Below are 21,001 nucleotides of genomic sequence, written 5' to 3' on the forward strand. Positions count from 1 at the left end.
GTTATTGAACCTTTCTGTACATCAAGTTAGCAATGATGGCACCAACACCAAAGAAAAATGCCAAAGCCACAAATGAGCTAACTGATAGCTGCATCATCCCGCTTAGTCCATGACCACTTGGACAACCATCTGCAAGTCTTGCTCCCATCATGGCAACAATGCCACCCAAGAATGAAAATACTGCGCGCTTAGCCACCGATGGACCAAATCGTTTTTCCCATGTAGGTGGTACAGCTTCTAACTTAAAGCTACTGTCTTTTAATGATGAAATCAGTGCGCCAAAGAAGATGCCAATCAAAATCATGAACTGCCAATCAACTTTGACTTTTTCTTTCACGTAATAAGCGTTCTCGGCAACGTGGGCAGGATCAACACTTTGAAACAACAAACCTGCTGCTCGCACAAAAGTAGTTGATGCACCTAGGTAATTTGATTTGCCCATCAATGTCGTAGTTAGATATACCGACACTATGGCCAAAATACCCAATAGAGCTCCAGCCAAGTAGGGACTCCAACCTGGGCCCTCTGTTGCTGTCGGATTACTACTGCTAAGTTCTGACATAGTTGCCTTCCTTTTTTAGTTTTTGCACATATTCATAAGAATCAATGCCTTATTTAGGTATATCTAGAGGGCATTAAATCTTTATTTCAATTTACTAGATTACATTATATGTAATTATATATTATTAGGCAATAAATTGTTTGTGGCTTGTAAGTTTCACAATAGCTAGGGTTATGGCAAATACTTATAACTAAATATAGTGTTACGTGTTAACTTAGCAATGTTCTATAGGAGCTTTAAAAGCTAAGTTATGAAAAGAATTGTTGACGTATTTAAAAGAAAAGACCGTAGCTTGGTCTGGACCTATGTGATCTCATTAGATCGCCCTCGTCTTGCCTCAGGCATCATTGAATTTGAACATGAAGCATTGCGCTTATCCGCACTCGAAGAGCGCGGTAGCAGCGATACGCTAACAGCCAGAGTTAGACCAGCTTAAGGTCTTTGAGTAATTGCTTAGCCCTTTGATAATCGGGGCTAGCTTGCAACTCATCCCAATCCATTGCCTGCGATGTAGGCATTAATTTTTGTACTCTTCTACGAGAAATCTTATAAGTCTTCTCGTCATAGGTAAGATCTTTAAGTAGTTGATCTGCCAAATCCGGGCGATTACAAATCAACACTTGATCGCAACCAGCTTTCAATGCCATCTGGGCTCCCTTGACAACACTACCTGCCACAGATGCGCCCTCCATCGATAAGTCATCGCTAAAAATAACGCCTGTAAATTGAAGTTGTTTTCTGAGGATGTCTTGCAACCAAACCTTTGAGAATCCCGCAGGATGTTTATCTACCTTTGGATAGATAACATGTGCCGGCATTACGGATGCCAGACCAAGACCTAAATATGCATAAGGCTTAGCATCATCATTGATGATTGTTGTGAGAGATCTTTCGTCAACTGGAATAGCAATATGAGAATCAGCCTCAGCCCAACCATGACCTGGGAAATGTTTGCCACAATTAGCCATGCCAGCTAATTGCAAACCATGATTCAGACTCTTGGCTAACATCGCAGCAATCTGCGGATCACGATTGAACGAACGATCACCAATCACACCACTACGGCCAAAATCTAAATCAAGAACAGGCGTAAAACTAAAATCAACACCACAAGCTCTTAGCTCACCAGCTAAAACAAAACCGACTGCAGTAGCTGCTTCCATGGCTTTTAAAGCATGTTCTGCGCTAGCCTTCTTGCCACCATTAGACCAAATGTCACCAAGCTTTTTCATGGCAGGCAAATGCGTAAAGCCATCAGTTCTACAACGCTGCACTCTACCGCCTTCATGATCAATACTGATCATCACATCCGATCTAACCTTCTTAATGGCTTTAGTCAGTGCAGTGAGCTGCGCCCTGTTCTGATAATTACGACCGAACAAAATCACCCCACCCGTTTTAGGATCAGCGATACGACGAATATCATCTTTGGTCAAAGTTTTACCAACCACATCTAATACGATGGGACCTGCGTTAAATTTATTTTTTTTACTCATCTTGTTCTACTGTGGTTGACCTACTCTATTTTTAATGATTAACCCATCAAATCTTTGGGGTCCATGACACCAGATACAACAGGTGTACCAAAAGTAACAATTACAAAAGCAATTGCCATATCTACTTCATCACTAATGCTAACCTGCGCACTAAAGTGTTTTGCATCCATGAATTCTTGTAACTTACCAGAACACTTCACCACTGGTTTACCGGTTGGGTCATTGAGTGTTTGCATGGCTCGCCATGACATTGGTGAATACATTCCCAAACCAATCGCTTTTGAGAATGCCTCTTTTGCGGCAAAGCGTGTTGCGAGATAAGCGATTCCTCTAGACTCATTACGCGCCAATCTGCTTTTAAAGACCACCATCTCATCAGGACCCAAGATACGCTCAGCCAAACGACCATGAGTTCTCTCATAAGCCGCCCTTAAGCGATCTATCTTGAGTATGTCTGTACCAATACCGGCGATCATCTTATTTATATCAATATGTATTTATCGGTTCATGGCAGCTTGGCGTGCCGACAACATGATGGCTCTCATATCTTGGATAGCTGCCTTCCACCCTTTAAACACTGCCTCAGCCACAATCGCATGGCCAATGTTTAATTCTGCAATTTCAAGTATTTCCGCAATCGCTTTCACATTACCTTCATGCAAACCATGGCCTGCATTTACTTTCAAACCAATTGAGTGACCAAACTTAGCAGCCGCCTTAATGCGCTCCAATTCTTTTAGTTTCTCCGCGCCATCTGTGTCTGCATATTTACCAGTATGAAGTTCAATCACTGTGGCACCAGTTTCTTTAGCCTTCGCAATTTGTTGCTCATCTGGATCAATAAAGATGGATGCCGTGATTCCCGCCTGAATCAAACGTTGGGTCGCATTTTTAACATTATCAAAATTACCAACGACATCTAAACCACCCTCTGTCGTCACTTCTTGACGCTTTTCTGGCACCAAGCAAACATCGTGAGGTTTAACTTTGCAAGCAATCTCAATCATTTCCGGTGTCACTGCACACTCAAGGTTCATGCGAGTTGCGATGAGTGGTCGCATATTAATTAAATCAGCATCCTTAATATGGCGACGATCTTCTCTTAAGTGCAAGGTGATTAAATCAGCGCCATACTCCTCAGCTAATTGCGCAGCCCTCAAAGGATCTGGATAAGTTGTACCGCGCGCATTTCTGAGTGTCGCTACGTGGTCAATATTGATACCTAAATCAATGATGTTTTTTGGTCCCAAGAATCTCTAAACCTTTTACTAAATATTTATCAAACTTTAAACGGATTTAAGACATTAACATTAAATCTTTTAAAGTCCTTGATGTTTCTAGTGACAACCGTTAAATGATTAGCCAAAGCAGTTGCGGCAATCATTGCATCCTCGATCACAGTATCAGACTGTCGATGCATCAACTGCCCCCATACACGAAATGCTGCAGCATCCATCGGCAAAATCGGATAACCGTCCATCACCTCATTTAACCAAGCATCTAATTGCTTAGCTTTAACTCGATCTTGTTCACGTGTTTTTTCAATGCCAGCTTGAATTTCACCAACACTAACGGCCGAAATAAATAAACTCGAATCAGGCACAGCCTCAATCCATGCAAGTACGCCGCCATGAGGCTTTGCACGTCGAAACTCAGAAATAATATTTGTATCTAATAAATACATTCATCAACCATTAAAGATCAATCACAGGACGGCGTTTCGCCTTTCCTCTAGGTGGTATATCCAGGTCCGCTTTAGGGCCACTTGCCAATAACCATGACTTTAGCGTCGGACGAGCGCCGTTTTTCATCTGATTCCACACCTCGATGGGAACAAGGACTGCAGCCTCTTCGCCACGACGCGTAACTATTTGAGGCCCATGGCTTAAGCACGCATTTAAAAATTCACTAAATTTAGCTTTAGCATCCTGAACTTGCCAATTGTTTTTCATGGCCAACTCCATCTGACTAGTTAGATGACTAGTCATTATACACACGTTCAAATCTTCTTCAAATCAATCAAAATTTGGCGAGTCATCATGGCCTGATCAGGTAGATGAAGACCTAATAAGAAACGTGTGAGCGATTTACTTTGCGTCAGAGTCTCTGGATCACTGTAGTTTTTGTCATTCATGAATCTCAGATGTTTGCCCGTCATTACCGGCCAATGACCAGGGTCATCAGCTTGCAATTTACGTATACCCTTTTCTGGCTGGTACACATAATGCTCATCTTCTTCTGGCGCTGTTTGCGTATCAACACAATGATTAAGCGCAGCGGCAAAACCTGTTTCTTTTAATAAAGCCAATTCAAAGGGTCTTAAGATGGGCTCAAGATCTTTGGGATCTTGTCCTAATAGATGCACAGTCTTTGCATACTCATCATACAAATCTTCGTGAGAGTCTTCTCTAGCAGTGAATTTAACTAAAAGCTCGTTCAAGTAAAAACCACAAAGGAGCGCATCCCCCACCAGCGGTGGCACCCCACCCAACCACTCTGCCTTGGTCATGGTTCTTAACTCACTTTTGCCACTCCAAGAAACTGCTAATGGCTGAAAGCGCTGCAAAACAGGTCTTAAAACAGAGTGCGGTCTTTTGGCACCTTTGGCAATTAATGCCATCCGACCATACGAACGTGTGAAAACATCCAGAATGAGACTGGTTTCTTTATAAGGAATGCTGTGAAGCACAAATGCTGGTTCGTCGGTTACTCGCACGGCCATGATGTTGGCTTACTCAATACCCTGTTCACGCAAAATGACACGGTCATCAGCCCAACCACTCTTGACCTTGACCCAAGTCTCTAAAAAGACTTTGCCATCAAATAGTTTTTCCATGTCTTGACGAGCTTCAGTGGAGATGCGCTTTAACTTAGCCCCCTTCTCCCCAATCACCATGGCCTTGTGGCTTTCTCGATCAACCAAGATGGTTGCTGCAATACGTCTTAAAGCACCATCCATTTTGAATTGATCAATAATCACAGCGCTTGAATACGGTAACTCATCACCAGTGTGGCGGAAAACTTTTTCCCTTAAGATTTCTGCTGCTAAAAATTTCTCGCTACGATCAGTCAACATATCAGGATCGTAAATTGCCTCCTGCTCCGGCAAATACGGCTCTAAAAAACTTAGTAGTCGTTTGACATCATCAGCACTTTTAGCCGTCATCGGGATGATTTCTGAGAAATCATGCTTCTCACTCATCTCTCGCATGAAAGTAAACAACTTTTGATCACGATCTTCTGGCGCATCCGCTCTTTGCGCAAAGACATCTAATTTATTTGCAAGTAAAACCACAGGAATGTCTTTTGGCAAGATTTCTAATACTTGCTCGTCCGCTTTACTCCAGTAGCCAGACTCAACCACAAAACAAATCACATCCACATCTGCCATGGTTGACTTGACTGTGCGGTTCATAACCTTGTTCATGGCATTGCTGTACTTCGTTTGAAACCCTGGGGTATCGACCAAAATAAATTGAGCTGTCTCGGTCGTGTTAACGCCCAAAATACGATGGCGTGTAGTTTGCGCCTTACGCGAAGTAATACTTACCTTTTGACCCACCAATGCGTTGAGCAAAGTTGACTTACCAACGTTAGGGCGACCTACTAATGCTACCGTTCCACAGCGAAATGTCATGTAGGTGAGTTCCTTTAGCGATATTTACTCAGACTTCAACTTAAGATTAAGTTGATCATCTGTAGGATCTTTGGCGGTTACCAAAGAAGCTTTCTTTTTAGTGGCTTTAGTCTTTTTAGGTTTTCTGCCAGATTGAGAAACAATTTTTTGGGCAGCCTCCAAAGCCAGCTTTGCAGCTGCTTGCTCAGCAGCACGGCGCGATGCGCCTTTACCATTCAAAGTGATTTTCAAACTTGGAATAGAACATTCGACTTCAAATTGTTGGTTATGTGCAACCCCAGTAGTCGCGACCACGTTATAAATCGGCAACGGTAATTGATGTCCTTGCAGATATTCTTGTAAAAGCGTTTTATCGTCTTTACCCAAAGTTCTTGGATCAACATGCTCCAAGATTTGCGAATACCATTTTCTTAAAACCTTCTTTGAAGACTCAAAGCCAGAATCTAAGAAAATAGCACCAACAATTGCCTCAAATGTATCTGCCAAGATGGATGGTCGTTTAAAACCACCACTCTTTAACTCACCCTCACCCAAACGCAAACAATCTGATAGTTGCAATGCTTGAGCTATCTCATACAAAGCTTGCTGTTTAACGAGATTAGCTCTCACACGAGATAAATCGCCCTCATCTAAGTCGTGATAGCGCTCATAAAGAATCTCTGCAACTGTACAGTTCAATACGGAGTCACCCAAAAACTCCAAGCGTTCATTATTCTTTTTGCTATGACTGCGATGAGTCAAAGCTTGCATGAGTAAATCAGGTTTTTCAAAAACGTAACCCAATCTCTCCTGTAAGAGCCTTAAGTCAACAGGTGCACGTGGTGTCATATCCGCCTTTACTACCTTGTTCACTCAAAACGCCCAATACGCTTTAAGTCACCCAGGTTCATCCAAACGAAGAATGCTTTACCAACTAAATTTCTTTCAGGTACAAAACCCCAATAACGAGAGTCAGCAGAGTTATCCCGGTTATCCCCCATCACAAAGTAATGACCAGGAGGCACGGTGCAAGTAACCCCACTCATGCTGTAAGTGCAATTCTCATAAAACGGAAAACGATCTTGCGTGTAAACGCCAGCAGGTCGCTCTGGGTGGTTCAATACATTGTGCGACACACCGCCAAACTCTTTCGGGAAAGACTCACGATAGAACTTGGCATAAGACATATGCTCAGGATCTAAATAGTCAGGCTTTTCATCATAGGTAAAAGCTTGGCCATTTAAAGTCAAACGCTTGTTTTGATATGAAATCACATCACCGGGCACACCAACCACACGCTTGATGTAATCAACGTTCTCATCTTTGGGATAGCGAAACACCACAACGTCACCACGCTCTGGAGAGTTCATATCAACAATCTTCTTGTTGATCACTGGCAAACGAATACCGTAAGTGTATTTATTCACCAAAATAAAATCGCCAATCATGAGCGTTGGAATCATCGAACCTGATGGGATCTTGAATGGCTCAAATAAGAATGAACGCAAGAAAAATACCGCAAAAATGACTGGGAAGAAACTAGCTGTGTACTCTAACCACAAAGGCATGCGATCAATACCCGCTGCTTTTCTTTTAGGGGCAAAAACTAATTTATCTGCCACCCAAGCAACACCGGTAACCACAGAGAGAATGAAAAGAATCAAGGCAAAGTTCATTACTTGTCCTCCACCTGCAAGATCGCCAAGAAGGCTTCTTGTGGAATCTCCACACTACCCACTTGTTTCATACGACGCTTACCTTCTTTTTGCTTTTCTAGAAGTTTCTTCTTACGCGTAATATCACCACCGTAACACTTGGCCAAAACGTTTTTACGTAAAGCCTTCACGTTCTCACGCGCAATGATCCCACTACCAATAGCCGCCTGAATCGCCACATCAAACATCTGGCGCGGAATAATCTCACGCATCTTGGCTACCACCTCGCGACCACGATATTGACTGTTGCTTCTATGTACGATGATAGATAGAGCATCTACCTTCTCACTGTTGATCAAGATATCTACCTTGACCACATCAGAAGCGCGATACTCTTTGAACTCGTAATCCATCGATGCATAGCCACGTGAGATTGATTTGAGACGATCAAAGAAATCTAAAACAATTTCAGCCATCGGCATCTCATAAGTTAACTTCACTTGGCGCCCAACGTACTGCATATCCATTTGGATACCACGCTTACCTGTACATAGAGTAATGACTGAGCCCACATACTCTTGTGGCATGAACAAGTTCACGACCACAATCGGCTCCATGATCATTTCAATACGACTTGGGTCTGGCATTTTTGATGGGTTATCAACAACTAGCTTGGAGCCGTCTTTTAATTCGACTTCATAAACCACTGTCGGCGCTGTGGTGATCAACTCCATGTTGAACTCGCGCTCTAAACGCTCTTGCACAATCTCCATGTGCAATAGACCCAAGAAGCCGCAACGGAAACCAAAGCCCAAAGCTTGAGAAACTTCTGGCTCATACATCAATGCTGCATCGTTTAACTTCAGTTTTTCTAAAGACTCGCGCAAAGCATCGTATTGGTTTGACTCCACAGGATACAAACCAGCAAACACTTGTGGTTGTACCTCTTTAAAGCCAGGCAATGGCGCTGTTGCAGGCGTTCTATTTTGCTGGCCCGGTGCATGGGTAACAGTGTCACCCACCTTGGCAGCTTTGAGCTCTTTAATACCAGCAATAATGAAGCCTACCTGTCCAGCAGATAACTCAGCGCGATCCACAGACTTGGGCGTAAAGACACCCACGTGCTCCACCAAATGTTGCGTGCCAGACGCCATTAATAAAACTTTATCTTTTGGTTTTAAGGTGCCGTTAATCACACGCACCAACATCACCACACCCACATAGTTGTCAAACCATGAATCAACAATCAAGGCTTGTAGTGGTGCAGTTGAATCACCTTTAGGCGGTGGCACTTTTTGAATTAAATCTTCTAAAACATCTTGCACGCCCATGCCTGTTTTTGCAGAACAAGAAACAGCATCAGTCGCATCAATACCAATCACATCCTCAATCTCTTGTTTAGCGCGATCAGGATCAGCTTGAGGCAAATCGATTTTGTTTAAAACAGGTACCACCTCCACACCAAGCTCGATAGCGGTGTAGCAGTTAGCCACAGTTTGGGCTTCAACCCCTTGGCTGGCATCCACCACCAATAAAGCACCCTCACAAGCGGACAAAGAACGGCTGACTTCATAAGAAAAGTCGACGTGTCCTGGGGTATCAATCAGGTTGAGGTTATAAATCTTGCCATCACGAGCTTTGTAGTTCAAAGCAGCCGTTTGTGCCTTAATCGTGATGCCGCGTTCTTTCTCAATGTCCATAGAATCAAGGACTTGAGCTTCCATTTCGCGGTCTGAAAGACCGCCACATAGCTGAATAATTCGGTCTGCTAGGGTCGACTTACCGTGGTCGATATGGGCAATGATAGAAAAGTTACGTATATGATCCATGGATTCCTTAAAACGGCTTGCCGCAATGCAACACCATATTGCACTGCAATAAGACGCCTCTCCCCTCTATTGTAGTCGGAACGGGGGCAAACCCCCGATTTCTGAGAAAGCCAAGCAAAGTTGAGGGATATACCCCCAACTTTGGGCGTTTGACGAGTTATTTGCCTGGTTTTACAGGGATAACAAGCGTGCTATCACCTCTGCGAATAAACACAGCGACAGATTTATTATTTTTTGCCACTGCCTTCACAGCGATTTCGAATTGCTTCGCTGCAATAATGTCTACATCACCCAAGCGCACAATCACATCACCCACTCGCGCCCCTGCTCTAGATAGCGGACCATCCTCAGCCAAAGCCTGAATCTCAACACCTGTTTTGATGGAGAGCTCACGACGCTTAGCATCACTCACATCAATCACGCCCACACCCAATGCATTGGTTGTGGTTGCAGCGGGCTCATCATCTTGTTTCTTAGCAGCCACTTTTTCAGGAGGTTCCATATCCGCCACAGTGATGCTCAATTCTTTTTGGGCACCCTTACGCCACACCATCAAAGAAACTTTTGAACCTGGACGTGTGTCACCAACGATTCTTGGTAAATCAGATGATTTTTCAATGGGGCGCTCATTAAAGCTCAGAATAATGTCACCAGGCTCAAGACCCGCTTTATCAGCAGGCGCACCCAACTCAACATTACGTACTAAGGCGCCGCGCGCCTTATTAAGCCCTAAGCTTTCTGCAACTTCTTTGCTAACCTCAGCAATTGCCACACCAATACGACCACGACTAACCTTGCCCGTACTTCTCAATTGATTAGAAATACGCATCGCTTCATCCATCGGGATGGCAAAAGAGATGCCCATGTAACCACCAGAGCGTGAGAAGATTTGCGAGTTAATACCCACCACTTCACCGCGAGTGTTTAATAGTGGGCCACCAGAGTTACCTGGGTTAACCGCAACGTCCGTCTGAATAAACGGTAAGTAGTCACCTGTGTCACGACTTTTCGCCGACACAATGCCTGCAGTCACTGTGTTCTCTAAACCAAATGGCGAACCAATCGCTAACACCCACTCACCAACACGCACCTTGGATGAGTCACCTATTGGTAAACGCGGTAAGCCTGTTGCTTCAATCTTCACCAAAGCCACATCCGTGCGCTTATCAGCACCGATCAACTTGGCTTTGAACTCTCTCTTGTCTGGCAATGTGACATAAATGGTCGTTGCACCTTCCACAACGTGAGCATTGGTCAAGATATAACCATTGCTTTCAATCACAAACCCTGAACCTACTCCACGGTTTTGCTCTTCTTGTTGTGGCTTGCGGTTCGGTTGCTGTTGTTTAGGTGTTGGCAACGGAATACCAAAAAAGCGGCGAAAGAATTCCGCCTGCTCATCATCCAAACCGGGCATACCAGGAATACCACCCGATTGACGCACATTTACTTTTTCAGTTGTACGAATGTTCACAACTGCTGGATTGGCCTTCTCAACCAAATCCGCAAAATCAGGATAACCCCGTACTGCTGGCGCTGGGCTTACTGGCGCAGCATTGGCTGGCGCAGTATTAACGGCAGCTGCATTATTTTGAGCATACGTTGGCAAAGCCACCAAGGTGCTGGCAGCAATAGAAATACTTAATACAGATAAGATTTTTTTCATGGTGTTGATACTTTAGAGCATTCAGACAGTATTTGCAGGGTTCTTGTTTAAATGTGTTATTGATATGGGTATTAACCTAGGTACTTATGTGGGTATATGGGCCTTATTTTCAAGATTTTCCAGGAAAAATAAAAGCCTCCAATTGGAGGCTTTCTTCCTAACCTTGGATTGGCTAAATACTTAAATACGGCGGAAAACCAAAGTACCGTTTGTGCCACCAAAGCCAAAGTTGTTTTTAACCGCTACATCAATCTTCACATCACGAGCTGTATTGGCACAGTAGTCCAAATCGCACTCAGGATCTTGATTAATGATGTTGATAGTCGGCGGTGATTTTTGATGATGTAACGCCAATACTGTAAATACTGACTCCAAACCACCTGCACCACCCAATAAGTGACCAGTCATCGATTTAGTAGAGTTCACCACCACACCCTTAGCAGCAGCACCTAACGCCGCCTTAAGAGCTTCAGTTTCGTTCTTATCACCCAAAGGTGTTGAAGTGCCATGAGCATTCACATAGTGCACTTGGTCTGGGTTAACACCAGCGTCTTTCAGTGCATTCACCATACAACGACGTGGGCCATCCATATTAGGTGCAGTCATGTGATAAGCATCACCACTCATACCAAAACCTGCTAACTCAGCATAGATTTTGGCGCCACGCGCTTTAGCGTGTTCGTATTCTTCTAAAACCAACACACCACCACCCTCACCTAGAACAAAACCATCGCGGTCTTTATCCCAAGGACGTGAAGCAGTTGCTGGATCATCGTTACGCGTTGACAAGGCTCTTGCGGCCGCAAAACCACCCACACCCAAAGGTGAAATAGTTGATTCTGCACCACCAGCCAACATCACATCAGCATCTCCATACTGAATCAAACGAGCCGCCAAACCAATGCTGTGCAAACCTGTTGTACAGGCAGTTACAGCAGCAACGTTCGGACCTTTGAGATTCAAATTAATGCTCAAGTGACCTGAAATCATATTGATGATTGAACCAGGTACAAAGAACGGAGAAATGCGGCGTGCGCCACGATTGGTGTATTCGGTGTGGGTCTCTTCAATCATTGGCAAACCGCCAATGCCCGAACCCACTAATACGCCAATTCTTTCAGAATTAGCGTCTGTAACTGTGATGCCAGAGTCTTTAAAGGCTTGCATACCAGCTGCGAGACCATAATGGATAAATGTATCCATGTGGCGAGCTTCCTTAGCCGGGATGTACTCCTCGACATTGAAGTTCTTTACCTCACCGCCAAAATGCACGGCCAAGCCAGAATGATCAAATTTAGTGAGGGTGGCAATACCACTGCGACCCGCTAATAAATTTTCCCAAGCTTCACCGACGGTATTACCAACAGGTGAAACCAAGCCTAGTCCGGTAACGACTACCCGGCGCTGTCCCTTACCCTGGCTCACAGCTAATTAGCCTTGTTTGGACTTGGCGAAATCGATAGCCAATTGAACAGTAGTGATTTTTTCAGCTTCTTCGTCTGGAATCTCGATGCCGAACTCATCTTCTAATGCCATAACCAACTCAACTGTGTCGAGAGAATCTGCACCCAAGTCATTAACGAAAGATGATTCATTCTTGATTTCTGATTCGTCTTTGCCTAATTGCTCAGCTACGATTTTCTTAACGCGTTGTTCGATGTTATCCATGTAATCCCCCAAGGGTTGTTGTAAAAATGTTGAAAAAAGATTTTATCAGCTTATTTGACCAAATTAGCTCAAATAAAGTCCACCATTCACATGAAGCGTCGTTCCCGTGATGTAACCAGCCCCTGGAGAAGCTAAAAATGCCACCGCATGGGCGATATCTTCAGGAGTTCCAAGGCGTTGCAAGGGAATATTCACTTTTAATGAATTTTGCTGCTCTTCTGAGAGGGCTTTGGTCATATCAGTATCGATAAAACCAGGCGCCACACAGTTCACAGTGATGTTACGGCTACCAATTTCACGCGCCAAGGCACGTGACATACCTGCTACACCGGCTTTTGCCGCTGCGTAGTTGGCCTGCCCTGGGTTGCCACTGCTTCCCACAACAGAAGTAATATTAATAATGCGTCCGCCCTTCGCTTTCATCATCGGGCGCAAAACGCCACGTGCTAAGCGGAAAACAGCGCTTAAATTAGTGTCAATCACAGAAGTCCACTCATCATCCTTCATGCGCATGGCCAAGTTGTCTTGTGTGATACCAGCGTTATTAACCAAGATATTGAGTGCACCGCGCTCTTTAACAATGCTATCGATCAAAGCATCACAAGCGGCGGCATCATTCACATTGAGAACCGCACCAGCACCACCCGTTGGCTTAAGAGCAGCATCAATGTCTTTGGCACCAGATTCGCTAGTCGCTGTACCAATCACGATAGCGCCTTGTTTAGCTAATTCCATCGCAATCGCACGGCCAATGCCGCGTGATGCACCTGTTACTAAAGCAATTTGTCCTGTTAATGTACTCACCAACTCTCCCAACCTTATTTTCTTTCTAGTTTGTGTCCAAATAATTACGCTTTAATGACAGCCATTACCTCGGCCATCGTCGCAGGGTCATAAACGGCTAAACCATTTAAATCACCATTAATACGTTTTGTCATACCAGCCAAAACTTTGCCAGGACCACACTCAACCACATGAGTCACACCCTGAGTTGCCATGGCTTGAATCGTCTCAACCCAACGAACTGGGGCAGCAGCTTGTCTTACCAATGCATTCTTGATACTCGCTGGGTCTTTCAAAATGCTGACATCCACGTTATTGATCACATCAATGCTTGGCACTTGGAATGTTTTATCAGCTAAATAAGCTTCTAGCTTCTCAGAAGCTGGCTTTAACAATGAAGAATGAAATGGCGCCGATACTGGCAATGGCAAGGCACGTTTTGCGCCAGCTGCTTTTGATAACTCACAAGCTTTTTCAACACCCGCTCTAGAACCAGCAATCACAACTTGAGCTGGAGCGTTGTAGTTAACAGCTTCGACCACCTCACCAGTAGCAGCTTGCGCATCAGCACAGGCTTTACGAACTGTATCGTCATCCAAACCTAAAATCGCTGCCATACCGCCTGTTCCAACTGGCACAGCATCTTGCATGGCTTGCGCACGAAAACGCACCATTGGCACTGCATCTTTAAAAGCAATCACACCAGATGCCACCAAAGCACCGTACTCGCCCAAACTATGACCTGCCATGACAGAAGCTGTTGGACCACCTGCAGCAATCCATGCACGATAACAAGCAACGCCGGCAGTCAACATCACTGGCTGCGTATTGGTTGTTAATGACAACGCTTCAGCAGGACCTTCGGCAATTAATTTAGCAACATCTTCACCCAAGGCTTCTGATGCTTCATCCAATGTTCTTTTAACTTCAGCGTTATCGCCCCAAGCATTCAACATACCAACCGCTTGAGAACCTTGACCTGGGAATACAAATGCAAATTTCATGAAATATCCTGTAGTGTCTTTTTTTATTTTTTAATATTTAACCACTGCTGCAGCCCATGTGAAACCACCGCCCACACCTTCCATCAAAAGATGTTGGCCACGCTTAACTTGACCCGCACGAATCGCTGTATCCAAAGCCAATGGAATAGATGCAGCAGATGTGTTGCCGTGATCTTGCACAGTCACCACCACATTGTCACGGGAGATGCCTAACTTTTTAGCAGTACCTTCCATGATGCGAATGTTTGCTTGATGCGGAATTAGCCAATCAATATCAGCTGGTGTTAAGTTAGCCGCAGTTAAAACTTCTTGCGCTACTTGATCAAGAACTTTTACCGCCAACTTAAAGACTGCCTGACCATCCATTTCTAAGAAAGCTGAACCTTGTAAGGCACCTTTATCGGTTCTACCTGGCACACATAAAATACTACGATGGCTACCATCTGCATGCATCGCTGTTGCCAAGATACCTGGCTCAGCGCTTGCACCAACCACCACTGCACCAGCACCATCACCAAATAAAACACAAGTACCACGATCTTTAAAGTCGAGAATACGAGAGAATGTTTCAGCACCAACAATCAACACTTTTTTGTACATGCCACTACGGATAAAGTTATCCGCCACAGCTAGTGAATAAGCAAAACCAGAACACACCGCTTGCACATCAAATGCTGCACAACCATTGGTGATGCCTAACTTGTCTTGCAATACACATGCTGTACTTGGGAAGCCTCCCAAGTTGTCTGGCGTTGATGTTGCCAAAATAATTAGATCGATCTCACTTGCATCAATGCCTGCTGCTTCAATCGCTTTTTGTGAAGCTTTGAGTGCTAAATCACTTGTTAACTCATTATCTGCAGCAAAGTGGCGCGCACTGATACCGCTGCGAGAAAAAATCCACTCATCACTGGTCTCAATACCATCCTTTGCCAACATCTCTGTGATCTTGGCATTACTCACTTTATTAGCCGGCAAGTAACTGCCCGTGCCTAGAATTTTTGAATAAATTTTTGTTGTATTTGTAGATTGGGTCATCATGAGCCTTAGCTTTGAGTACCTGTATGTTGACCATCTGTGGCTTGCGCTATTTGCGTCACCACAAATGCCTCTGCAACTTTACCCACCATGTTATTTTTAGCACCCTCGTAGGCGCGACGCAAGGCGGTCATGAATGCCTTCTTGTCAGCAGAACCATGACTCTTCATCACCAATCCACGCAAACCTAGCAAAGCCGCACCGTTGTAGTTGCGATGATCAACGCGACGCTTAAATCTCATGAGCACTGGCATCGCTACCAAAGCCATCAACTTAGTCAACCAACTGCGACCGAACTCTTGCTTGATGAATCCAGAAATCATGTAAGCCAAACCTTCACTGGTTTTTAATGCCACATTACCCACAAAGCCATCACAAACAACAATGTCTGTGGTGCCTTTAAAAATGTCATTACCTTCAACGTTGCCGTAAAAGTTAAGAGAGCTATTACGTAATAGTTCTGCAGCTTCTTTCACGACCTGATTACCCTTGATGACTTCTTCACCAATATTTAATAAACCAATACTTGGATTAGCAATGCCATCCACGGCACGCGCCATGACGTCTGCCATTTGAGCAAATTGCAATAAATGCACTGCTTCACAATCTGCATTAGCACCCAAATCAAGCACTATCGTGCCACGACCTAATTGGTTAGGCATCATCGCCGCAATCGCAGGACGATCAATACCATCTAAAGTTTTAAGTACGTAACGAGAGATCGCCATCAAGGCGCCCGTGTTACCTGCAGAAATTGCTGCTTGGGCCAAGCCCTCTTTCACTTGCTCAGCAGTAATACGCATCGAGGAGTCTTTTTTACGACGCAAAGCCACTTCGATCGGGTCATCCATTTCTACAACTTCTGATGCGTGGACGACCGTGATCCTCTCCTTGATAGCTGGAGATACTTTAGCCAACGCCTGATTAATTAGATCAGCGTTGCCGACAAGTCTTATGTGTAAATCTGGCAACTCGGCCAGAAGCTCTGTGCTGGCGGGTACTGTGACCACTAGACCGTGGTCTCCACCCATTGCATCAACTGCTAGCGTGACGCTCATTAAGATTCTTGTTTCAAGAAAAAAGCGGCCACTTCAGGTGCCGCTTGATCTTTTCCTAGAAGGATATTAGTCGTTCTTAGTCTTAACAACTTTACGACCACGGTAGTAGCCGTTTGGGCTAACGTGGTGGCGCAAATGAGCTTCACCAGTCGTTGGCTCAACTGCCAATGAAGGTGTAGACAAGAAGTCATGCGCACGGTGCATGCCACGCTTTGACGGTGATTTTTTATTCTGTTGAACAGCCATGTTTTTACTCCTAAACGAATCCGAGATTCTAGCACAAAGTCATTGTTTTTTGAGCTTTTCTAGGACTGCAAATGGGTTGGGCTTCTTAATAATGATCTCTTCAGACCCCGATTGAAGGGTTTTCGCCACTTTTTGCAGGTCAGTTGGCCGGCATTCCCCAATCGGGTGCCTAGCTGCCAAAGGTAGACTTAAGAGCAATTCTTCCTCAATAGTTTCCAATAAATTGAAGGTGTCTGAGGACACCAAAGCATCCTCAGAGTCTTGATTTTCCTCATCAAAATCCCAAGCCTCAGCCTCTTCTTCAGTCTCAAATAAGATGTAATCCCTGTCTGAATCTAATGACTCCATATAAGGCTGCAGACATGCCTGGCAAGTTAACGGCAGATCGAGAGCCAACCGTAAGTGCATGTATTGCAAGGGAATTCCCCCTAAACGCTCTTCAAACCAAGTGCTCATCTCCCAATGAACTTCAGATGGCTTTAAATTGCCCCCAGCAGTGATTTCCTGCAACAATCTTGGAAAGTGAGATAGTTCGAGCGCCCCCTGACCAACATAAGTCACTCCAGACCTCATATCAACAGATTGAAGGTCTTTGGGATTATTCGGCAAAATGTGGGGTGTCGTATTTTTTGAATTCATACCGAAAGCATAAATGAGTGCCGCTCCTAGCCCAAGTAATTTATCGAATAACTTAGCCAATCCATCTGCCAAAGAGACAAAAACTTTGATTTTGGCCTCCACATCTAAATACAGAAAAGAGTTATTGGGTCGACTAGGCTTACCTTTTGAAACGATTTCCCCTGAAGTGGATGAAACCCCACTTCCTAAAGAAACCCCAGAATTAATTGCAGTTCGATTAGCCCAAGCCAAAGCTTTGGCGATTTCTTTAGAGAATCCCAATGCTTATGTGATTGGTTCAGACCAAGTGGTCGACTTGCACGGTGCTGCGATGGGCAAACCAGGGGATCACGATCGCGCCATGGCACAACTACAAATTTTGCGTGGTCAAACTGTCAAGTTTCATACTGCCGTTTGCTTAGCTCATGGCGGCCAAGCAAAAACAGTGAATGTGATTACCGAAGTTAAATTCAGAGAACTCAAAGACTCTGTTTTAGAAGCCTACCTATTAGCAGAGACACCTTATGACTGTGCAGGCAGTGCTAAGTCTGAGGGTTTAGGCATTTGCTTACTAGAACACGTGCGCAGTGACGACCCAACTGCATTGATTGGTTTGCCATTGATTGCAGTGTGCTCCTTGCTGCGTGAAGCAGGTTTCTCAATTCCTGCATAACCACTTTTATAAGACTTCAATCATGGCAGGCATTCTTTACCTAATCCCTAATACGCTTGGCGACGATGCGCGCGAAGATCAGTTGTCATCCGTCTTACCCAAAGACACTATCTATCAAGCATCGCAACTACGTTACTGGATTGTTGAAAATGCAAAAACTGCTCGCGCTTTATTGAAAGCAGTTGGCACGCAGTCGCCACTCATCTGCCCCATGCAAGAAATGCAGATGTCTGAGTGGCGTGGCCCAGGCAAACAACAAGCGGGTAAAGAAGTGGAGAGTTTAAAAACAATGTTGCAACCACTTCTTGACGGTCACGATATGGGGCTCATGTCTGAAGCAGGATTACCTGCAATTGCAGACCCAGGCTCTGACGTGGTGAAGATGGCTCATCAAATGGGCATCACAGTACGAGCATTGGTAGGTCCCAGCTCTCTATTGCTTGCCTTGATGTCTTCAGGCATGAATGGTCAAAGCTTTGCTTTTCATGGTTACCTGCCAGTTAACAATGCTGAGAAAGCAACTGCACTTAAGCAACTTGAACAAGAGTCTAAGAAAAAACGTCAAACTCAACTTTGGATTGAAACCCCCTATCGCAATAGCGCCATGATTGAAACCATGCTGCAATCATTGCAAGGCTCTACGCAAATGTGCGTGGCAGCAGATTTAAGCTTGCCAACAGAATGGGTGAAATCTCAAACAGTCTCAGAGTGGCAAGCCAGCCTCAAAAAAGAATCCGACCTCTTGCAAGCGCTTCACCAAAGACCAGCTGTTTTTTTGATGCTTGCATAAGCGAAGCAAGAAAATCCAATTGGTAGTAAGCTAGTTCCCAATACATAAGGGGGCATCATGATTGGGGCTTTTCGCACTTTTAGAAGTTTATGCATCGCCACATCCCTACTGATGTTTTTACCCAGCACCGTCAATGCTTGGGATATGGTCGGCAAAAAATCAATTTACTTGCATGATCAAACGGGCGCAAAAATACACACTGGATCAATCACCTTGAAACCTGATGGCTCAAAAGTGAGCTATACGATTGATTGGGATCACAAGTTGATGAAAGACCACTTCTTATCCATGCGTGAATTCAAATGCGTCGAAGGTCAGGTGGAGATTCTTTGCCAAGTTCCCTACCCTTACAAAAACCCTCAAAGCTTTGACAAAAATAATTACCAGTGGCTTGAGCACTCACTACTCTTCATGTTCAAAACTCCGAAGAATTTTGGTGCTGTTTTATGGAATGGTATTTATTTCAAATTGGAATTGGGTGCAAATGGTTTCAGAGGCGAACCTCAAGCCATTGACCTCAACCTGATTGCAGCGCCGCCAGATAAATTAGATGTGCCACCTTATGGCATAGGCGAGCGAAACCCTATTGAAAAAGGTGCGCGTTGGTTTACGCACCTAACGATTGAGTAGCCTTAATTAAGGCGTGGACTACTCATCACTTTAGCCACACTCTCACCCATCGCAGCCCCAAAACGCTTGGCCACTCTCTCAGCAAGATTGTCTTTCATGGTGTAGTCAACCACTTCAGGCGCTTTAAATACTTCACGAGCAACACCATCAACAGTACCTAGTGCATCTGTAAGACCCAACTCAACACTTTTCGCTCCATTCCACACCAAACCAGAAAACATTTCTGGAGTTTCTTTTAAGCGATCTCCACGACCATCACGCACCACCTTGATAAATTGCTGATGAACTTCAGACAGCATTTCTTGAACGAAAGCTTTTTGCTTAGGATCTTCTTTGCTAAACGGATCTAATAAAGCCTTATTTTTTCCTGCCGTAATAGCGCGACGCTCAATACCTAATTTATCCATAAGACCAGTCACACCGAAACCATTCATGATCACACCCACCGATCCAACCAAACTGGCTTTATCAACAAAAATCTTATCGCCTGCAACTGCTACGTAATAACCACCTGAAGCGCAGATTTCTTCAACAACTACGTGCAATGGTTTTTCTGGATATTTGGCACGTAAGCGCAAAATTTCATCATGAATAATCCCTGACTGCACAGGTGAGCCGCCCGGACTATTGATACGCAAAATAACGCCAACGCTTTCATGACTTTCAAAAGCGGCTTTCAGCGAGGCATTGATGGCATCAGCACTGGCTTTTGAATCAGGCGCGATTTCACCTTGCAAATCAACCAAGGCGGTGTGCTTACCCAAAGCAGACTTACCACCCCAATCTAGATCAAATAGATTAATAGCCACACCAACAAAAACCACCAAAGTCATCAAGCGCACTGCCGTTCTCCAACGACGTCCTCGACGTTGCTCTTTGAGGTTCTCTAACAATAGGTGTTCTAGGGCTTGGCGTTCCCAGACTTTTTCATCTGACATGTGATGCCTTTTTTATTTTCAGTGTTGTTAGTAATTAATGAGTATGTGAGAGCTTAATCTTTTTTAGGCGTTTCCTGCCAACCAATCAGATAGTTCTGAGACATTATTGACACACACCAAGGGGTTCTCAGTCTTGAGCACATGCTCTGGGTGAGCACCGTAAGTCACAGCAACCGCATCAGCACCAGCATTATTGGCCATCAACAAATCATGAGTGGTGTCGCCAATCATGAGCATTCTGTCCATGGGCACCATCAATGATTCAGATAACTCAATCAACATAGCCGGATGAGGCTTAGAGAAAGTTTCATCAGCTGTGCGGGTGTCATCAAATAAATCTTCAAGCGCATGAAAGCCTAATGAGCGATCCAAAACTTTGCGACTTTTACCTGTGGCAACCGCCAATAAATGACCCTTGTCTTTAAGACCATAAAGTAAATCTCTGGCGCCCTCAAATAAACTGAGCTCATGATCCTTGCTCAAATAATGAAAACGAAAACGATCAATGAGCTTGTAGTGGTCGTCAACAGATACCGTCGGACAAGCCTTGCGCAACGACTCCTGAATACCCAAACCAATCACATGGCTTGCCATTGAATCATCGGGCACTGGCAAAGCTAAATCTCGGCAAGCATCCTGTATGCATTTCACAATCGTCGGAGTGGAATCCATCAGGGTTCCATCCCAATCCCAAACGATCAGCTCGTAACGCAGTGAAGTTGATGACATAT

At 44.6% G+C, this 21,001-nt stretch carries 26 protein-coding genes; 4 read left to right on the top strand and 22 right to left on the bottom strand.

Features of this window, described 5'->3' with window-relative positions:
- Position 1: 1 nt before the first annotated feature.
- The gene (locus CFR83_RS01650) at positions 2-562 is read right to left on the bottom strand and encodes a YeeE/YedE thiosulfate transporter family protein (RefSeq protein ID WP_088812175.1); all 561 of its coding nucleotides are present in this window, start codon (positions 560-562) and stop codon (positions 2-4) included.
- A gap of 250 nt (positions 563-812) precedes the next feature.
- Between CFR83_RS01650 and CFR83_RS01655 the strand changes: the two genes are divergently transcribed.
- Positions 813-998, top strand: a complete 186-nt coding sequence (locus CFR83_RS01655) for a hypothetical protein (RefSeq protein ID WP_088812176.1) — start codon at positions 813-815, stop codon at positions 996-998.
- Here CFR83_RS01655 and nagZ read toward each other — a convergent pair.
- The 19 genes from nagZ to CFR83_RS01750 form a co-directional block, all read right to left on the bottom strand.
- Entirely contained in the window at positions 985-2,058 is a 1,074-nt protein-coding gene (gene nagZ / locus CFR83_RS01660; protein WP_088812177.1) for a beta-N-acetylhexosaminidase, read from the bottom strand. The two genes, CFR83_RS01655 and nagZ, sit on opposite strands and share 14 nt — an antisense overlap.
- Before the next feature lie 38 nt (positions 2,059-2,096).
- A complete protein-coding gene (acpS, locus tag CFR83_RS01665) occupies positions 2,097-2,534 on the bottom strand; it encodes a holo-ACP synthase (protein WP_088812178.1) in 438 nt (145 codons plus the stop codon).
- A 21-nt stretch (positions 2,535-2,555) separates the two neighbouring features.
- Positions 2,556-3,308: a pyridoxine 5'-phosphate synthase gene (pdxJ, locus tag CFR83_RS01670; RefSeq protein ID WP_088812179.1), complete on the bottom strand. Its 753-nt coding sequence runs from the start codon at positions 3,306-3,308 to the stop codon at positions 2,556-2,558.
- A gap of 29 nt (positions 3,309-3,337) precedes the next feature.
- Complete coding sequence (locus tag CFR83_RS01675) at positions 3,338-3,742, bottom strand: type II toxin-antitoxin system VapC family toxin (protein ID WP_088812180.1); 405 nt, start codon at positions 3,740-3,742, stop codon at positions 3,338-3,340.
- Positions 3,743-3,752: 10 nt separating this feature from the next.
- Entirely contained in the window at positions 3,753-4,010 is a 258-nt protein-coding gene (locus CFR83_RS01680; protein ID WP_243383303.1) for a type II toxin-antitoxin system Phd/YefM family antitoxin, read from the bottom strand.
- 47 nt (positions 4,011-4,057) lie between these two features.
- On the bottom strand, positions 4,058-4,780 hold the full coding sequence (gene recO / locus CFR83_RS01685) for a DNA repair protein RecO (protein ID WP_423808365.1): 723 nt from the start codon (positions 4,778-4,780) through the stop codon (positions 4,058-4,060).
- A gap of 9 nt (positions 4,781-4,789) precedes the next feature.
- The gene (gene era, locus CFR83_RS01690; RefSeq protein ID WP_088812183.1) at positions 4,790-5,695 is read right to left on the bottom strand and encodes a GTPase Era; all 906 of its coding nucleotides are present in this window, start codon (positions 5,693-5,695) and stop codon (positions 4,790-4,792) included.
- A 24-nt stretch (positions 5,696-5,719) separates the two neighbouring features.
- Positions 5,720-6,523, bottom strand: coding sequence for a ribonuclease III (rnc, locus tag CFR83_RS01695; RefSeq protein WP_088812184.1), 804 nt, complete (start codon positions 6,521-6,523; stop codon positions 5,720-5,722).
- A 20-nt stretch (positions 6,524-6,543) separates the two neighbouring features.
- Entirely contained in the window at positions 6,544-7,350 is an 807-nt protein-coding gene (lepB, locus tag CFR83_RS01700) for a signal peptidase I (protein WP_088812185.1), read from the bottom strand.
- Entirely contained in the window at positions 7,350-9,158 is a 1,809-nt protein-coding gene (gene lepA / locus CFR83_RS01705; protein WP_088812186.1) for a translation elongation factor 4, read from the bottom strand. The genes lepB and lepA overlap by 1 nt, the downstream gene beginning before the upstream one ends.
- A gap of 157 nt (positions 9,159-9,315) precedes the next feature.
- Positions 9,316-10,824: a DegQ family serine endoprotease gene (locus CFR83_RS01710; RefSeq protein ID WP_088812187.1), complete on the bottom strand. Its 1,509-nt coding sequence runs from the start codon at positions 10,822-10,824 to the stop codon at positions 9,316-9,318.
- A gap of 180 nt (positions 10,825-11,004) precedes the next feature.
- Entirely contained in the window at positions 11,005-12,249 is a 1,245-nt protein-coding gene (fabF, locus tag CFR83_RS01715; protein WP_088812188.1) for a beta-ketoacyl-ACP synthase II, read from the bottom strand.
- Positions 12,250-12,255: 6 nt separating this feature from the next.
- Positions 12,256-12,492, bottom strand: coding sequence for an acyl carrier protein (gene acpP, locus CFR83_RS01720; RefSeq protein ID WP_088812189.1), 237 nt, complete (start codon positions 12,490-12,492; stop codon positions 12,256-12,258).
- A 63-nt stretch (positions 12,493-12,555) separates the two neighbouring features.
- Positions 12,556-13,296, bottom strand: coding sequence for a 3-oxoacyl-ACP reductase FabG (fabG, locus tag CFR83_RS01725; protein ID WP_423808367.1), 741 nt, complete (start codon positions 13,294-13,296; stop codon positions 12,556-12,558).
- Positions 13,297-13,340: 44 nt separating this feature from the next.
- Positions 13,341-14,279 carry an ACP S-malonyltransferase gene (fabD, locus tag CFR83_RS01730; RefSeq protein WP_088812190.1) on the bottom strand — a complete coding sequence of 313 codons (939 nt, stop codon included), beginning with the start codon at positions 14,277-14,279 and terminating at the stop codon, positions 13,341-13,343.
- Between the two features lie 30 nt (positions 14,280-14,309).
- Entirely contained in the window at positions 14,310-15,317 is a 1,008-nt protein-coding gene (locus CFR83_RS01735; RefSeq protein WP_207758559.1) for a beta-ketoacyl-ACP synthase III, read from the bottom strand.
- An 8-nt stretch (positions 15,318-15,325) separates the two neighbouring features.
- On the bottom strand, positions 15,326-16,375 hold the full coding sequence (gene plsX, locus CFR83_RS01740) for a phosphate acyltransferase PlsX (RefSeq protein WP_088812192.1): 1,050 nt from the start codon (positions 16,373-16,375) through the stop codon (positions 15,326-15,328).
- Between the two features lie 66 nt (positions 16,376-16,441).
- Complete coding sequence (rpmF, locus tag CFR83_RS01745; protein ID WP_088812193.1) at positions 16,442-16,621, bottom strand: 50S ribosomal protein L32; 180 nt, start codon at positions 16,619-16,621, stop codon at positions 16,442-16,444.
- 39 nt (positions 16,622-16,660) lie between these two features.
- On the bottom strand, positions 16,661-17,260 hold the full coding sequence (locus tag CFR83_RS01750; protein ID WP_088812194.1) for a YceD family protein: 600 nt from the start codon (positions 17,258-17,260) through the stop codon (positions 16,661-16,663).
- A 13-nt stretch (positions 17,261-17,273) separates the two neighbouring features.
- On the opposite strand from CFR83_RS01750, the gene CFR83_RS01755 reads away from it, so the two are divergent.
- Genes CFR83_RS01755 through CFR83_RS01765 form a run of 3 tightly spaced genes read left to right on the top strand, consistent with a single transcriptional unit; the run spans position 17,274 to position 19,332 of the window.
- Complete coding sequence (locus CFR83_RS01755; protein ID WP_088812195.1) at positions 17,274-17,912, top strand: Maf family nucleotide pyrophosphatase; 639 nt, start codon at positions 17,274-17,276, stop codon at positions 17,910-17,912.
- A gap of 22 nt (positions 17,913-17,934) precedes the next feature.
- Positions 17,935-18,702 (top strand): SAM-dependent methyltransferase, encoded by a 768-nt coding sequence (locus CFR83_RS01760; protein ID WP_088812196.1) that lies wholly within the window; start codon positions 17,935-17,937, stop codon positions 18,700-18,702.
- A gap of 57 nt (positions 18,703-18,759) precedes the next feature.
- On the top strand, positions 18,760-19,332 hold the full coding sequence (locus CFR83_RS01765; RefSeq protein ID WP_088812197.1) for a hypothetical protein: 573 nt from the start codon (positions 18,760-18,762) through the stop codon (positions 19,330-19,332).
- A 2-nt stretch (positions 19,333-19,334) separates the two neighbouring features.
- Here the strand turns inward: CFR83_RS01765 and CFR83_RS01770 are convergent, their stop codons facing one another.
- Both CFR83_RS01770 and CFR83_RS01775 read right to left on the bottom strand, forming a co-directional pair.
- Entirely contained in the window at positions 19,335-20,270 is a 936-nt protein-coding gene (locus tag CFR83_RS01770) for a S49 family peptidase (RefSeq protein WP_088812199.1), read from the bottom strand.
- A gap of 63 nt (positions 20,271-20,333) precedes the next feature.
- Positions 20,334-20,999, bottom strand: coding sequence for an HAD-IA family hydrolase (locus CFR83_RS01775; protein ID WP_088812200.1), 666 nt, complete (start codon positions 20,997-20,999; stop codon positions 20,334-20,336).
- Between the last annotated feature and the right edge of the window lie 2 nt (positions 21,000-21,001).

The organism is Polynucleobacter victoriensis (genome assembly GCF_900187875.1).
Classification (GTDB): domain Bacteria; phylum Pseudomonadota; class Gammaproteobacteria; order Burkholderiales; family Burkholderiaceae; genus Polynucleobacter; species Polynucleobacter victoriensis.